This window comes from Sphingomonas sp. Leaf21, assembly GCF_916858675.1.
GTDB lineage: Bacteria > Pseudomonadota > Alphaproteobacteria > Sphingomonadales > Sphingomonadaceae > Sphingomonas.
Window position 1 is genome coordinate 34,286 of the sequence record NZ_CAKASM010000012.1, and the last position, 14,514, is coordinate 48,799.

The window sequence follows — 14,514 nt, forward strand, 5'->3', positions numbered from 1 at the left end:
CTAACCCCGCAGGAGCGCGCGCACGATCTCGGCGATGAGTTGCTGGCGGCGACGATGATATTGGCGCCAGCCGGTGCGCAGCGCCGCTGCGTCGCCTCTGTCGACCGCCGCCGACAACCGTGCCAACTCCTCGGCGGTGTCGGCCAGCAGGTCGGCCTCGACTAAGCGGACCGCATGCAGGCGTGCGTTGATGTCGCGCATGGCGCGCAGGTGTTCCTCGTTGCCCGATGCGCAGGCGAGCCGCTCCGCAAGCGCCGCCGTGGCACCCGCGATATCGCCGCCGTGCTCCTGTTCGCGCGTGTCGACGGTAAGTCTGCCACCCGTCGATCGCAGAATGATCCCGATGACCTCCTCGTTCCAGCGATAGAGGTCGGCCAGCGCGGGCGCGTCGATCATCGGGACATGGAAGCCCCCGCCGGGGCGCGCATCGACCAGTCCTGCGCCGCACAGCTGGTTCAACGCCTCGCGCACCGGTGTTGCGCTGGTAGCAAGTCCATCCGCCAGCACGGCCGGGTCGAGCCGCGCGCCGGGTCGCAGGCCGCGCATCAGGATCATCCGCCGGACCGCCTCATGGACTCGCTCGGTCGTCGCGCCAGCGTTCATCCGCCCGGCCGTTGCCCGGCGACGAAGGCCGCGACCATCTCGGCCTGGTCGGGCCGGAGCGCGTCGACCGCGCCGATCGCCGCGTCGATGTCGTCGCCGAGCAGGATCGAGGGACATTGGCCCTCGTAATTGCCGAGATTGGGACGATGCTGGCGATAGCCGACCAGCGCCGCCAGTTCGGGCGTGAAGCTCCGCGCCACCGCTGGTGGATAGGCGAGCCACTGGTTCTCATAGGGCTTGAGCCATCCCAGCGCATAGCCGACCACCACGCCCCGCCGTACTGCGTCGCTCCGGTTCGGCCCCGCGCCGTGCAGCGTCGAGCCCAGGAACAGCAGCGCCGAGCCGGGCGCCATCACCGCCGCGCACGGCGGCGTATCGGGATCATGGCTCGCGGCAAGCTGGCCATGGCTGCGCGGCCAGACCAGCGTCGCGCCGTTGTCGGCCTCGAACGGCGTCAGCGGCCAGATCACGTTGACAAGATACTCCATCGCGCCCGGCTCGACCCGCCACATGTTCTGGTCGCGGTGCGGCACCTGCTGCGGCGCGCCCGGATGGACGGCGATCGCCTGCGCGACATTGAGCTGGAGCGTGTCGCACCACGGCGCGAGCAGCCCTTCCACCACCTCGCGCACCAGCGGATGCATGACCAGCGGCTCGGCATGCCGCGACCGGGCGAGCAGGCGGCCGAACCGCTGGGTCGTCTCGCCGTAGAAGCCGCCGCGGCCGAATGGCGTCGCCGCGAAGGCGGCCGCAAGATCCTCGTCTAATTGCGCGAGCGTCTCGCCCGGCAACAGGCCGGAGATGATGCAATAGCCGTCGCGCAGCAACTGCGCGCGCCAAGCCTCGGCATCTTTGTCGGGCTGGGCCGCCACCGCGAGCCCGCTCATGCCGCGACCGCCACGGGCACGTCCGCCCCGACGATCCCGGTGGCGGCGAGCAGCGCTCGCGTGTCTGGCTCGATCGCGATCTCAAGCGCCGTGATCTGCTCCCCGCCGATCGCCTGCACGGGTCCGAGCGGGCGGCAGCGCCACCCGAAAGCGAGGATTTGCCGGGACCAGCCGCGCCCGGCGATCGCGGTGTAGTGCGCGATGCCGTTGGCCAGGGCATGGTCGACCAGCGCCACCACCAGCGCGTCGCGCGCCGTGCGGCGGGCGCGGGCATCGAGCGACCGGTCGAGGCAGAAGCGCGTGATCTCGAATATCGCCGGCCCCGTCGGCGGCGCATCGGCGCACAAACCGGGAAAGAGCGTACCGAGCAGATGCGGGCGGGTCGTCGGCAGCAGCCGTGCCGAAGCACGATGCGCACCCGCCGCATCGGTCACGATGAGGTAGCGGGCGTGGCCGTCGTCGAACTCATCGAGCTCGAACCGGCCGTCGACCACCGGCACGTCCCATCCGAGCAGGTCGACGAACACGGCCTTGCGCGCCGCGAACATGCGCCGGAGGATCGGATATTCGAGCGGTCGTGGGACATTGCGGATCAGCTGTATCATGGCGGCTCTCCTTGCTGTGCCGCCATGATGATCACGGGGAGGGTCGGCGCTCGCCTATCCCGGAAAAGGGGGATGGCCGGGGCGAAGCACGTCGCGGAAGCTGATCGTCCCATCGAACAACGTCCGGATCACCAGCGATGTCCGCTTGTTCACCTCATATCGCTCGCAGGCCTGCCGGACATGGCAGGTGATCGTCTCCTCGCTGATCCCCAGGATCCGGCTGGTCTCCCAGTCGGTCTTGCCCCGCGCGATCCAAAGCACGCAGTCGCGCTGCCGATCGGTCAGGCTGGGCGCAGGGTCGGTTCGTGCGCCGCGTGCCATCCACAGCCGCCGCGCCGCCTCGAACGCGAACGCGCCCGCCAGCTGGGCGAGCGGCAACGCTTCAGGTGCCATGGCATGACCGGTGCCAAGCGCGAACGAACAGGACCCATGCGCTTCGCCGGGGACGTTCGCCGGCACGGTGAAGCCATCGCCGATCCCTTGTTCGCGCCCCAGCGCCAGCGTCCGGCGATCGGCCGCGGTCAGCGGGATCATCGCCGGGATGCGCGACCAGCAGAAGCCGACGCTGGTCACATGGCTGGCGCGGTGGACCGGGTCCGAGACCCCCAGCCGGTTCGCCTCGTAATAGTCGACCCATTCCGGCGGGTAGTCGTGCAGGAGGATCGCCTCGCCCCGTGCCGCGCGCAGGTCGACATGATGCGCCAGCGCGTAATGGTCGAAGCCGAGATGGCGGGTGATCCGCGTCATCGCGCCGGCCAGGTCGTCGGCATCGCGCGCGGCGTCCACCAGGTCCATCAGCTCGAACGCCATCGCACGCATCTGCATCGCGCGGCACCCCGGCCCAGGGCGGCGTTTCAAGCCACCGGCGATCCCCCGGCCGTCCTTTTCTTCCCCGTTGCGCGCCTCTCCGGCTTCTCACCCCGGCCGCGCGGCTGCTTCCCGAGCCTCGGAGGCTATCACAGCCATAACCCGGGCGAAACGAAATACCCGTCCGGAACGGTACTGACCCGTCAACATGCGGAGACCCCCGCTTGGCAACGGCGTGACTGAATGGCCGCATCCGACCGACTGGCGCGATCCCGCGCCCTACCGGCGCCTCGCCCGCACCGATCGCGCCGGCCTTATGTGGGAATGGCTGCGCCGCGACCCTGCCTATGTCGCCTGGTATACCCGCGCCAGCATGGCCACCCGCGGCGCAGAGCCGCCCACCGGCGCGCTCCAGCGCTGGGGGTTGCACTTTTGCCGAGGATCCGGGGATCGGCGCGCCCGCCGCACGGATCCTGTGGCATGAAGCGCTCGATCCCGGCACGCTGTCGGTCACCGTCACGCCGGCCTCCGGTCCGGATCCCGACGCCGTCAACCTCGACCGACTGGCGCCGTGGCTGACCGTCGTCGAGGGTCGGGACGCACGCGAGCATGCCGTCCTGTCCGATGGCTGGCGTCGCATCCGCGTCGATGTCGAGGCCGGCACGCTTCGGGCGGGCGGCACCGTCATCCTGGCGTACCGGTTGCGGGGGCTATGCTCCGCCGAGTCCCGGCTGCTGCCGCTCAGGCGGCTCGTCACCCTGTGCCGCGCCGGCGGCTTTGCCGCGACGCTCTATCCGCCCGACCGGCGCATGCCACGCTGGATCGATATCCTGCGGGTCGCCGATGCCCGGGCGAGCGGCGCCAGCTACCAGGACATCGCATGCACGCTGTTCGGCGAGGCACGCACCCGGCGCGACTGGCATGCGCCCGGCCGGTCGCTCCACTCACAAGTCCGCCGACTCGTCGCCGGCGCGCGGGCCATGGCCGCCGGAGGCTATCGCGACCTGCTGCGACGGCGCGAGCGCGGCACCAGTGCGCCGGACGCGTGACCCGACCGGGTGGACCGGTTTCCTTGCGGCGCCACTCCGGCTAGGTTGTCCCGCGATGCGAAGCGACCTCGAACACCTGCCGGACAAGAAGCGCCGCGATCTCGACCGGATCGTCGAAGTGCTGTTCGCCGAGTTCGAGCAGGCGACGTCACTGTCGACGCAGAAATGGCGCCGGCAGGGCCGCATCCTCAAGGTCATCCTCTACGGCTCGTATGCGCGCGGCGACTGGGTCGACGATCCGGTTGGCGGCTACCAGTCGGACTATGACATCCTTGTCGTCGTCAGCGACGAGCGGCTGACCGAGCCCGGCGAGTTCTGGGCCAAGGCGGATGACCAGTTCGTCCGCGAGGTGACGATCTCGAAGCGAATCTCGGCGCCGGTGACGTTCATCGTTCACAGCCTTGCGGACGTGAACAACCAGCTGACGCAAGGCCGGCCCTTCTTCATCGACGCGATCGAGCAGGGCATTGCGCTCTACGAAGTCGAAGACTTCCCGTTCGTCACGCCCAAGCCGCTTGAACCCAAAGCCGCGCTGGCGGAGGCGCGGAAGCATTTCGACCAGTGGTTTCCAAGTGCGTCCGAGTTTCTCGAACTGGGAAAAATCGCAGCTGGGAACGGCATGCTGAATAAAGGCGCGTTCCTGTTTCATCAGGCTGCCGAGCAGTTTTATCACTCCGTTTTGCTTACCCTGACGCTCTACAGCCCGAAGTCGCACAAGCTGAACTTCCTGCGCAGCCAGGCCGAGCCGCTGGTCCACGAGCTCATCGCCGTCTGGCCGCGCGATACGCGCTTTGCCCAGCGCTGCTTCGAGCTGCTCCGCCAGGCCTATGTCAACGCCCGCTATTCGCCCCACTACAAGGTGACGCCCGCCGAGCTCGAATGGCTGGCCGAGCGCGTGGCGCTGCTCCAGCAGCTGGTCAAGCATGCCTGCGAGGCACGGCTCGCCTCGGGCTGATCGCCTGATCTCAAGGTAACGCAAGCAGTTGGCGCCCCGGGCGCTGGCGCACCCGGTCGTGCTCTCGCGGCACGCCGCCGAGCCGCGGGCGCGTCTCGGCCATTCGGCGTCGATCACTGGCGCGGGGATGGAGTCGCCGCATGCGCGGCGGCGTCGTGGGTCGGGGCTTCCCCGGTCAGCGGGAGTGGCCGGCGCGCCCGCCTAGGCCCGGCGCGGCCGGCGGCAACCCGCAAGGCTTGCGGGTGCTCCAGTGCCTTTCGCCCTGCGGTGCCGCCGCCCGCTCGAACCGGGCCTTCCGGTCGCTGGTCGCCGCCCACCCCTCGCTGTCCGGGGAGCCATGCTGGGCGGGGAAAGGAGATCGGGACATGCATAGGAACACCAATGAACGTCGTGTTTCGGGAGAGCACGGGAAGGCGCGCGAGGATCGCGCGTCGCTTTACGACGAGGTGACGGGGCGGATCATCGCCGACCTGGAGGCGGGGCATGTGCCTTGGGTTCAGCCTTGGGGCGCGGATGGCTCCGGGGTCGGTCCCGGCCTGCCGCGCAACGCGCTGACCCGCCGGTCCTATTCGGGCATCAATATCCTCATCCTGTGGGGCGAGGTCATCGCCAAGGGCTACCCGTCGCAGGGCTGGCTGACCTTCCGGCAGGCGCTCGCGGCGGGTGGCCATGTCCGCAAGGGCGAGGTTGGAACGACCGTCGTCTATGCCGACCGCTTCGTGCCCGAGGCGGAGAAGGAACGTGCGCTCGCCGAGGGTGGCGATGCCCGCGCGGTTCCCTTCCTCAAGCGCTTCACCGTCTTCAACGCCGCGCAATGCGAGGGGCTGCCCCCCGATCTCGCCGCGGATCCGGCGCCCTTGCCCAAGCGCGAAATCGTGCCGGTCGCCGAGGAGGTCATCGCCGCCTCCGGCGTCGCGTTCCGGGTCGGCGGCGACAAGGCCTATTATGCGCCGTCGCAGGATTTCGTCGTCGTGCCGCCGCAGCCGGCCTTCTTCGACCAGGTCAATTACTACCGGACCTGCCTCCACGAACTGACCCATGCCACCGGCCATCACGCGCGCCTGGGTCGCGACCTGTCCAGCGCCTTCGGGACGCCGGGCTATGCCCGCGAGGAACTCGTCGCCGAGATGGGATCAGCCTTTCTCTGCGCCGCGCTTGGCATCGTGCCGACCGTCCGCCATGCCGACTATATCGCTGCGTGGCTCGCCGTCCTGCGCGAGGACAACCGCGCCATATTCCGTGCGGCCGGGGCCGCGTCGCGCGCCGCCGACTGGCTGCTCGCCCGGCATGCCGAGGCGCAAGCCCGGAGGGTGGCGGCATGACGCTCCTGACCCCCGACCTGCGCTTCGCCCTGCGCACCAACGACCTGGCCCGCCGCGCCGCCGGGCGCGCCGGCCAGGCCGAGCCGGATCCCATGCCGGTGGTGAAGCTGTTCAACCCGCTGGGTGCCGGAACCTGGCTAGCGACCGAGCTCTGGGAGGACGGCGACACGCTGTTCGGCCTCGCCGATCTCGGCTTCGGCTGTCCCGAACTCGGTGCCTTCTCGCTGCGCGAACTCGCCTCTCTCCGCTTGCCCTACGGGCTCGGTATCGAGCGCGACATCGGCTTCGAAGGCCTCGCACCGCTCTCGGTCTGGGCGGCGACCGCGCGAAGCGCCGGGTCGATCATCTGGGCGGAGGCGCTGTTGCGACGTAAGCCGCTCGCCGATCCGGAGGACGGATAACGCGTACGAAGGGGAGCCGGTCGCCGTCGTACCGGCTCCCCGGTACTGCGCGGAAGCGCGCGGCATGGTCGCACCGGTTGTCCCCGGAAAAATTCGCGCGCCGCCGCCCCGCTGCGGGGGCGGCGGCGCGCTGTCGAGAAAAGTAACGGCTTGTTATCCGGGGCACTCCAGGATGCGGGCATGACGATCACACCGCAGATCCCACTCGTGGTGGGCATGAACCCGAGCAAGCACGCCCCAAACCAGTCCTGGGCACCGACCGCACGCTCGACGCAGCTGATCGCGGACTTCGTATTCGGTGATCCCGATAGGGTCGATGAGCTCGTTGAAGGGCTCGAACTCGACAACCTCAACCCAACGATCCCTGATGGCTGCGAACGGCGCATGCGCGTCGACCCAGCCGCCGCTCGCATGACGCTCGGCGCATGGCATGCCGGCGGGCGGCTCCGGCATCGCACCATCGTCCTGCCTGGTGATGAGGTCGCCAAGTGCTTCTTCGACTGGCTGGACGTGAAGCATCCTGGCCGTGCCGAACCGTTCGACACCGGCCTCCTTCCCAAGGCGCCCGGCCTGCGCATCGTGATGCTACCCCATCCCGGTCGCATCCTTCGCCTGCGCCGCCGCTCGGCGGCCAAATGGCGCGAGGCGCTCGGCCACGCCGAAACGCGATTCCACAGCATCGCTGCTGCGTTCGCCGAGGGCGAGGCGATCCTTTTCGCGGAGGCGCGCCGCATTGATTGGGAGCTGATCGAGGACGACGCCCGCGTGGCAAACCTGCTCGCCATCGATGAGCAGAACCAGCTCCTTGAGGAGGAGGAGGAGGACATTGCCCGCGCGCTCTACGACGAAGCCTTGCGCGAGTTCCGCCGGGACGATGAACACGACGAGCAGCTCGACCGGCTCGACGACCATGTGAACGGCGGGTGGTGGCACGGCGACGACTAGCGGCGGCGTACCCGGGCCGTGACACACCGGCAGAGCGCGACTTTCGCACCTTGGCCACTTCTCTGCCCGCGTCGCGCGAGAGTTCCCCTGAGGCGATCCAGGCGATTAACGTCCACCGCCCCGTAGCGGCTGTTCCGGCAGCGCATGGCGATCGAACCGGTCGACATGGAATAGTCGCACTGGACGCGGTCTGTCGGCAATCGGACTCAGCCTTGGTCTTTTCTCCGCAATATGCTGCGCGAACGGGGTTTCGTCGTCAATCATCACGGCGCTCCCGACCTGTTCGGCGCCTGATCCCTGCCCGCCAGAGCCGCCCTCCCACGGCCTCGCCGACGGCGGGTCTGGCAGGCCCGCTCCTGTTCCCGCGCAACGGCTGCGCCGTCCTCCACGTCCGTTTCGGCCTTCGGTGCGCGTCGTCGCGCGCCTGCCGGTCGACCGCCTGTCGAGGCCGCAAGAGGGCGGCTCTCGCGAGCAAGGAGACAGTGACATGGCACAGATCGGCAGCTTCGTCCGCGATGACAACGGCGTCTTCGCAGGCACCATCCGCACCCTGACGCTCAACACCAAGGCGACGATCCGCCCCTGCGAACGCGACAACGACCGCGCGCCCGACCACCGCATCTACGCCGGTGCGATCGAGATCGGCGCGGCCTGGACCAAGGCCACACGCGAGAGCGGCACCGAGTATCTCAGCCTCAAGATCGACGATCCCTCGCTGCCTGCACCCATCTACGCACAGCTGGTGCAGGGCGACGGTGCGGAGTGGAAGCTCATCTGGTCCCGCTGACCGGCCCAGGGGGTGTCGAAGACCACCGATGCGGTTTCCGACACTCCCGCCGCGAGGCCGAATTCCGCAGTCCTGGGGTCCCAGGCGACCGGTCCCAGGTCGCCGATTTGCGAAGGACATCGGAAGCATGGACCTCGACGACGAGATCACCCGCGCGGACCGCGCCAAACGTGGCTCACCCTTCCTTAACACCGACCAGGCCGCCGCCTATCTCAAGCTGTCGGGCCGGCAGTTGAAGCGCCTGCGCCGCGCCGGCAAGGGGCCAGTCTATCGCCGCCACAGCCGCTTCGTCCAATATCATATCGACGACCTCGACGGCTGGAGCCGCGACCATGCCAGGCGGGATTTCGAACGATGAGCGCGCGTCGAACCGGCATCGTCGGCACGCCCTTGCTTGACTGGGACGATACGCTCCGCGCCGCCAAGGCAAGGCATCGTCGGCGCGTCCGGCGGATCGGAATCGGCGCGGTCGGCATCACTCTCGTGCTGTCGACCGTCGCGCTGCCGCCCGCGCCCCGCCTCGTCTGGAACGCGAGCGCCAGCGCGCCGATCGGCCTCTATGCGGTTTCCCCCGGCACTGCCGCACACCCTGGCGACATGGTGGTCGCCCGGCCGCCCGAGCCCCATCGGCGGCTCGCTGCCACGCGCCGCTACGTGCCCCTGAACGTGCCGCTGGTGAAGCGGGTCTCGGCTACTGTCGGTGACGAAGTCTGCGCGCTAGGGCGCCAAGTCTTCGTCAACGGGCGGCCGGTCGCCGAGCGCCTGGACGTTGATCGCGCGGGGCGTTCGTTGCCGCAATGGTCGGGGTGCCGGCGGCTGCGCGGGGACCAGCGCTTCCTCCTGATGGACGCGCCCGCATCGTTCGATGGGCGCTATTTCGGGGTGACTGAGGGCTCCGATATCGTCGGCAAGGCACGACTGCTATGGGCGCGGTGAGGCTCTGGATCGTCGCCGCGTCGGCCCTCTATGCTGGTCCCGCGCACGCGGAAACGGTCGCCGACTGGCGTACCTACATCGTCGAGGCCTCGAGCCGTTTCGGCGTGCCGACCTCGTGGATCGAGCGCGTCATGCATGCCGAGAGTGGTGGGCGCACAATGCTCGACGGGCGTCCGATCCGCTCCTCGGCGGGGGCCATGGGCTTGATGCAATTGATGCCCGGCACTTGGGCGGACATGCGCGCCCGGCTCGGCCTCGGCGGCAATCCCGACGACCCGCGCGACAACATCCTCGCCGGCACGCTCTACCTGCGGCTGATGTACGATCGGTTCGGCTATCCCGGCCTGTTCGCCGCGTACAATGCCGGGCCGGGGCGCTATGCCGACTATCTCGCGGGACACGCTCGCCTGCCGGCCGAGACGGCGGCCTACCTCACCCGAGTCGCGCCGCCGTCCGGCCAAGTTACGGTGCCGATAAAGGTCCCACCGCCATCACTGTTCGCCGTGCGCAGGGAGGTGCCGGTGGTCGATCCAAGCAGTGTGCAATCGGCTGTCGGATCGTCGATTTTTGTCGCGCTGTCGAAGGCGGATCGAGCGCGATGAGGCTCACATATTCGCTCCACGGCGCGCTACTTCGCCACCATCCTTCTAGCTGCTTGGCCGCCCTCCCGACGCTGTTCCCGATGGTGAGGATGACCACGCGGAAGGTCGTCATGGGCATGGCCGAGGGCGCAGGTGCGGCGTCGGACCGCGAGATGAACGCATCGTGCGCTTGGGTGGAATGGCCGTCTGGACACAGTGCCGGCAAGGCGTTGGCACACCGGTTTCTGGCGACCGGGGAAGCGGCGTTCCGCTGGAATACATGCGGCAAGGAAGGCCAGGCCGGGCGCACGATATCACGCTCGAAGCGCACGCATCGCGAGCTTTCTTGGCGGGATAGACGGCGGCGGCTCGGCGGCGGTTCTGCCCCATTTTCGAGCCTGGGAGATGCAAAGGAAGGGAGGAAGGGGAAACAAGATAAAGGCAGTGTCTCGCGACCCTGCATAAGTGATTGTCTGCACATCCTTTTTTCAGGAGACGTCCGCTTGCGGCTGCGAGACAGTCCTGCAAGGAATGGCGCAAATGCGTCATTTCCGCCCCGAAATCGCGAGACTTCGGGGCATTTCGATGCCTGACGACGACTTCAAGCCGAAGCTCGGAAGGAGCCGGAGCAAGAACGGCAAGCGCGCCACCAAGTATGGCGGGCGCATCCTCGCCGCGGCGCGGCTCGCCGGCACGAAGACCGGGGTGAAGGCGAGACGCTTCGACGGCAGCCGGATCGGGCGCGGCGCGAGCGTCGGCCGGCTGCTTTCGAGCCGTGATCGATTTACAGGCATGCGCGCGCGGCGGGCGGTGGTGAAGGCCAGCCTGATTCGGCTTCGCGGGAAAGGCGGCCAGGCCGCCCGCGCCCACATGCGCTACATCCAGCGCGACGGGGTCACGCGTGAGGGCCTGCCGGGCGAGCTCTACGGTCCCGAGACCGACCGCGCCGACGGCGACGATTTCCTCAGGCGCACTGCCGGCGACCGGCACCAGTTCCGCTTCATCGTGTCGGCCGAGGACGGCGCCGAATATCCGGACCTCAAACCCTATGTCCGCCGCCTGATGGCGCAGGTCGAGCAAGACCTCGGCACCAAGCTCGACTGGGTCGCGGTCGACCATTTCAATACCGAGCGCCCGCACACCCATATCGTGCTGCGCGGCGTCGACGATCGGGGCGACAACCTGGTCATCGCGCGCGAGTATATATCGCACGGTCTGCGAGAGCGCGCGTCCGAGCTGGTGACGCTCGATCTCGGCCCCCGCACCGATCGCGAGATCGAGGACCGCTTGCGCCACGATGTCGATCAGGAGCGGTTGACCGCGATCGACCGTCGCCTGTTGCGGCGGATGGATGCCGATCGCACCGTGTCGCCGGCGGACAATGATCCCTTCCAGCAGTCGATCGCGGCGAGTCGGTTGCGCAAGCTCAAGGCGATGGACCTGGCCGAAGATCTGGGTGGCGGCCGCTACCGGCTGGCGGAAGGGCTTGAGGACACGCTGCGTCGCATGGGCGAGCGCGGTGACATCATCCGGCTCATGCAGCGCGAACTGACCGCCCGCCGGCTCGACCGCGCCGGGGTCGAGCAGGTTATCGCCATGGAGTTACGCGAACCGCTCGTTGGACGTGTGATCCACCGCGGCTTTTCCGATGAGCATCGTGATCGCCATTACATGATGATCGATGGCATCGATGGTCGTGTCCATTATGTCGACATCGGCCGCGGCGACGCAACGCCATCCGTGCCAGAGGGCGCCACGGTGCGGATCGAGCCGACCAAGGCCCCGGCGAGCCAGGCGGATCATACGGTCGATACCATCGCCCGTGCCCATGGCGGTCGCTACTCGGTCGACCTGCACCTGCGCCATGATCCCGGTGCGAGCGAGGCGTTCGCGGCCAGCCATGTGCGGCGGCTGGAAGCGATGCGCCGCGCGGGCGCCGGACCGGATCGGTTGGCGGATGGTAGCTGGTCAATACCCGAGGATCATCTTGTCCGCGCCGAGGGGTTTGCGCAGCGCCAGCAGCGCGACCGCCCCGTCGCGCTGTCAATATTGTCGTCGCGGCAAGTCGGCGACCTCTCCACGGTCGAAGCGCCAACGTGGCTCGATAGGGGACTGGCGACCGGTATCGGCGACCCAGTGCGCGATGCAGGCTTCGGGCGAGAGGTGCGGACAGCGATGGCCGCGCGGAGGCAGTGGCTGATCGAGCAGCAATTGGCGACAGGCGAAGGCCGGGAATTTCGGCTGCGCAATGGCGCGCTGGATGAGCTTGGCCGGCGTGAGATGCGCGATGCCGGCGGCCGGCTCGCCCAGCAGTTCGGCAAGCCGTTCGAACCGGCGCAAAACGGGGACCGCATCGAGGGCGTGATCGCACGTCGCGTTGACCTGGAAAGCGGAAGCTACGCCGTTGTCGAACGGTCGCGGGATTTCACGCTTGTACCATGGCGTGATGTGCTGGAGCGCAACATCGGCAAGGCCACTTCGGGGATCATGCGAGCGGACGGCATCAGTTGGCAGTTCGGGCGAGGACGATCAGGTCCAACTATCGGATGAGGGATGTCAACTCGCCGATCCGCTGCCGAACTGAAAACTGGTCCGCTCGCAGAAAAGATTTTGTGTATGCCGGGTCTCTAGAGCAGCAGACGACCACTGATCCAGGAGGAGGAGGACCAGCGCCACGCATAAGCCGCAAGATTCACGAACTTTTTAGTCGTCTCGCCCAACCTGGCCAGCGAGTGTCGATCGTCATTGACCAACCGGCTCTTTGGCTGGAACATGTCGGAAACTTGGGGGCGAAGCTTGGCGGCAAATCCGAACGTGGCGGCATGGGTGCGGTTTTTGCGCAACTACGGGCCGATTCCCACCAACGACAATATGTACGACGAGTCGATTCAGCGCGCACTCCGTCGGCACAGAATTCGTCCGATCACCTTGCCGGCGCCGTTGCGCGATGAACTCGTCGCGATGTTCAAAGGCGACCAGCCGGTTTCGCATATCATCACTGGTACGGCGGGCGATGGTAAGACCTATCACTGCCGCGAGGTCTGGGTCGCGCTCGGCGGAGACGTCGCTGCTTGGAACCAGGGCGACAAGATCCAACGGCTCGCACTCGGCGACCGCACGCTCGTCATCGTCAAAGACTTGAGCGAGCTGCGCGACGATGAAAGCAGCGATCTCATTGCCGAGTTTGCCCGCGATGTCGCGGATCCGTCGACGACCACTTTTTACCTCTTCGCCGCCAATCACGGCCAGCTTCTCGAAAAGCTCAAATCCGTCCCCGACACCGACGCCATCGCACGCGTCAGCAAAGTTGTCGAGGATCTGCTCGTGATCGGCATCACCAGCGATCCGGGCATCGCGCTCGATCTGACCGACCTCAGCCGCTCGCCGGCCGCCACGATGGCGATGGCGATCATCGACGAGGTCACCGGTCACGAAGGCTGGGCGGGGTGTGAAAGCTGCGCCGCGAACATCGATGTGAGCTGCCCGATCTTCGAGAACCGCCGCCGCCTAGTCGGCGATGAGCTCGAGGATCCATTCAAGCGCCGGCTGACCGCTCTCATCGAATTGAGCGAGCGCAACGGCAGCCATTTCCCGGTACGGCAATTGCTGGCGCTCGTCACCAACGCCATTCTGGGACACCCCGATGCGCGCGACGGATTAATGAGCTGCGACGATGTCACACGGATAGCAGCCTCGGGCAAGGCCGATCTTGCCAGCATCTATCGCAACATCTTTGGCGAGAATCTAAAGCCCAGCAAAGCCGAAAAGACCGAGCTGTTCCGCAAGCTGAACGCCTTCGGTATCGGGGCCGAAACCAGCAACCGCGTCGACAATCTGCTGGTCTACGGCGCGGACGACCCGATTCATGCCGCCGACTATGCCGCACTCGTGCTCAACGACCCGGTCTATGGCGCGACACCGGCCTATGCCATGGCGCAACGGACCTATTTGGAAGGCGCCGACGATGGCGATCGCACCGGCTTTTTGAATGTGCTGCGCGCGCAGCGCCAGCGGCTCTTCTTCACCATGCCCGAGGGACGGGTCGACGACTACGCGCTCTGGGATCTCACCGTCTTTCGCTATGCCGGGCTCTATCTCGAGGTCGCCGAAAAGATTGCGGCGCGCCAGGCCGTGCCACGAACCGCGCTCAACATGGTCGTGCGCGGCCTCAACCGCATTTTCACCGGCATGCTCGTGCAGAACCAAGATGAGCTCGTGCTCGCCACCTCGGGCAGCTATTCGCAGTCGAAACGCAGCCCACTTCTCGACGAGCTGATCTCGGTCCCGCGCTCAGGCGGCGAGGAGGTCTGCATCGTTTCCGACCCCGTCGACGGCTCGTTCGGCGTGATGGTGAAGCTCGTGCGCGGCAACGAGATCCCGCCGGTGTTTCTGTCCTTGTCGCCGACGCGCTTCGAGTTCCTCGGCCGCGTTGCCGAAGGTGCGCTGCCGAGCAGCTTTTCGCTCGAATGCCATGAGGATCTACTGGCATTCAAGGCGCGCCTGCTGCGCGAAACCGAAAACCGCCGCCGGCTCGATGGGGATGACGAGGACGGCGATGGCGAGCTTGTGTTGCGCTTTATCGAACTCAATGCCGATGGCCGCGCGCAGCCGCGCCGCGTGATCGTACGGGTATGAC

General features: G+C 67.6%; 16 protein-coding genes. 12 read left to right on the forward strand and 4 right to left on the reverse strand.

Features of this window, described 5'->3' with window-relative positions:
• From LRP66_RS11030 to LRP66_RS11045, 4 genes are read right to left on the reverse strand one after another with little or no spacing between them, the layout of a single operon-like run.
• The gene (locus LRP66_RS11030; protein ID WP_230482648.1) at positions 1–603 is read right to left on the reverse strand and encodes a GntR family transcriptional regulator; all 603 of its coding nucleotides are present in this window, start codon (positions 601–603) and stop codon (positions 1–3) included.
• Positions 600–1,490, reverse strand: coding sequence for a phytanoyl-CoA dioxygenase family protein (locus LRP66_RS11035; protein ID WP_230482649.1), 891 nt, complete (start codon positions 1,488–1,490; stop codon positions 600–602). The genes LRP66_RS11030 and LRP66_RS11035 overlap by 4 nt, the downstream gene beginning before the upstream one ends.
• Positions 1,487–2,095 carry an acyl-homoserine-lactone synthase gene (locus LRP66_RS11040; RefSeq protein WP_230482650.1) on the reverse strand — a complete coding sequence of 203 codons (609 nt, stop codon included), beginning with the start codon at positions 2,093–2,095 and terminating at the stop codon, positions 1,487–1,489. The genes LRP66_RS11035 and LRP66_RS11040 overlap by 4 nt, the downstream gene beginning before the upstream one ends.
• A gap of 54 nt (positions 2,096–2,149) precedes the next feature.
• Entirely contained in the window at positions 2,150–2,953 is an 804-nt protein-coding gene (locus tag LRP66_RS11045; protein ID WP_230482651.1) for a LuxR family transcriptional regulator, read from the reverse strand.
• Between the two features lie 265 nt (positions 2,954–3,218).
• On the opposite strand from LRP66_RS11045, the gene LRP66_RS18370 reads away from it, so the two are divergent.
• From LRP66_RS18370 to LRP66_RS11100, 12 genes are all read left to right on the forward strand, one after another.
• Positions 3,219–3,386, forward strand: coding sequence for a transcriptional regulator domain-containing protein (locus tag LRP66_RS18370; RefSeq protein ID WP_443026691.1), 168 nt, complete (start codon positions 3,219–3,221; stop codon positions 3,384–3,386).
• Between the two features lie 217 nt (positions 3,387–3,603).
• Positions 3,604–3,951, forward strand: coding sequence for a DNA -binding domain-containing protein (locus LRP66_RS18375; protein WP_443026692.1), 348 nt, complete (start codon positions 3,604–3,606; stop codon positions 3,949–3,951).
• 55 nt (positions 3,952–4,006) lie between these two features.
• Positions 4,007–4,906, forward strand: a complete 900-nt coding sequence (locus tag LRP66_RS11055) for a HEPN domain-containing protein (protein WP_230482653.1) — start codon at positions 4,007–4,009, stop codon at positions 4,904–4,906.
• Positions 4,907–5,271: 365 nt separating this feature from the next.
• Positions 5,272–6,228: an ArdC family protein gene (locus tag LRP66_RS11060; RefSeq protein ID WP_230482654.1), complete on the forward strand. Its 957-nt coding sequence runs from the start codon at positions 5,272–5,274 to the stop codon at positions 6,226–6,228.
• Complete coding sequence (locus LRP66_RS11065; RefSeq protein ID WP_230482655.1) at positions 6,225–6,629, forward strand: DUF2958 domain-containing protein; 405 nt, start codon at positions 6,225–6,227, stop codon at positions 6,627–6,629. Before LRP66_RS11060 ends, LRP66_RS11065 begins: the two co-directional genes overlap by 4 nt.
• A 180-nt stretch (positions 6,630–6,809) precedes the next feature.
• Positions 6,810–7,574, forward strand: coding sequence for a hypothetical protein (locus LRP66_RS11070; RefSeq protein ID WP_230482656.1), 765 nt, complete (start codon positions 6,810–6,812; stop codon positions 7,572–7,574).
• A 487-nt stretch (positions 7,575–8,061) separates the two neighbouring features.
• Positions 8,062–8,361: a DUF736 domain-containing protein gene (locus LRP66_RS11075; RefSeq protein WP_230482657.1), complete on the forward strand. Its 300-nt coding sequence runs from the start codon at positions 8,062–8,064 to the stop codon at positions 8,359–8,361.
• Between the two features lie 127 nt (positions 8,362–8,488).
• Positions 8,489–8,719, forward strand: a complete 231-nt coding sequence (locus LRP66_RS11080) for a helix-turn-helix domain-containing protein (RefSeq protein ID WP_230482658.1) — start codon at positions 8,489–8,491, stop codon at positions 8,717–8,719.
• Positions 8,716–9,297: a S26 family signal peptidase gene (locus tag LRP66_RS11085; RefSeq protein WP_230482659.1), complete on the forward strand. Its 582-nt coding sequence runs from the start codon at positions 8,716–8,718 to the stop codon at positions 9,295–9,297. Before LRP66_RS11080 ends, LRP66_RS11085 begins: the two co-directional genes overlap by 4 nt.
• The gene (locus tag LRP66_RS11090) at positions 9,285–9,899 is read left to right on the forward strand and encodes a lytic transglycosylase domain-containing protein (RefSeq protein ID WP_230482660.1); all 615 of its coding nucleotides are present in this window, start codon (positions 9,285–9,287) and stop codon (positions 9,897–9,899) included. The genes LRP66_RS11085 and LRP66_RS11090 overlap by 13 nt, the downstream gene beginning before the upstream one ends.
• Before the next feature lie 510 nt (positions 9,900–10,409).
• On the forward strand, positions 10,410–12,428 hold the full coding sequence (rlxS, locus tag LRP66_RS11095) for a relaxase/mobilization nuclease RlxS (RefSeq protein WP_230482661.1): 2,019 nt from the start codon (positions 10,410–10,412) through the stop codon (positions 12,426–12,428).
• A 195-nt stretch (positions 12,429–12,623) separates the two neighbouring features.
• Positions 12,624–14,513, forward strand: a complete 1,890-nt coding sequence (locus LRP66_RS11100; protein WP_230482662.1) for a hypothetical protein — start codon at positions 12,624–12,626, stop codon at positions 14,511–14,513.
• The last annotated feature ends 1 nt before the right edge of the window (position 14,514 follow it).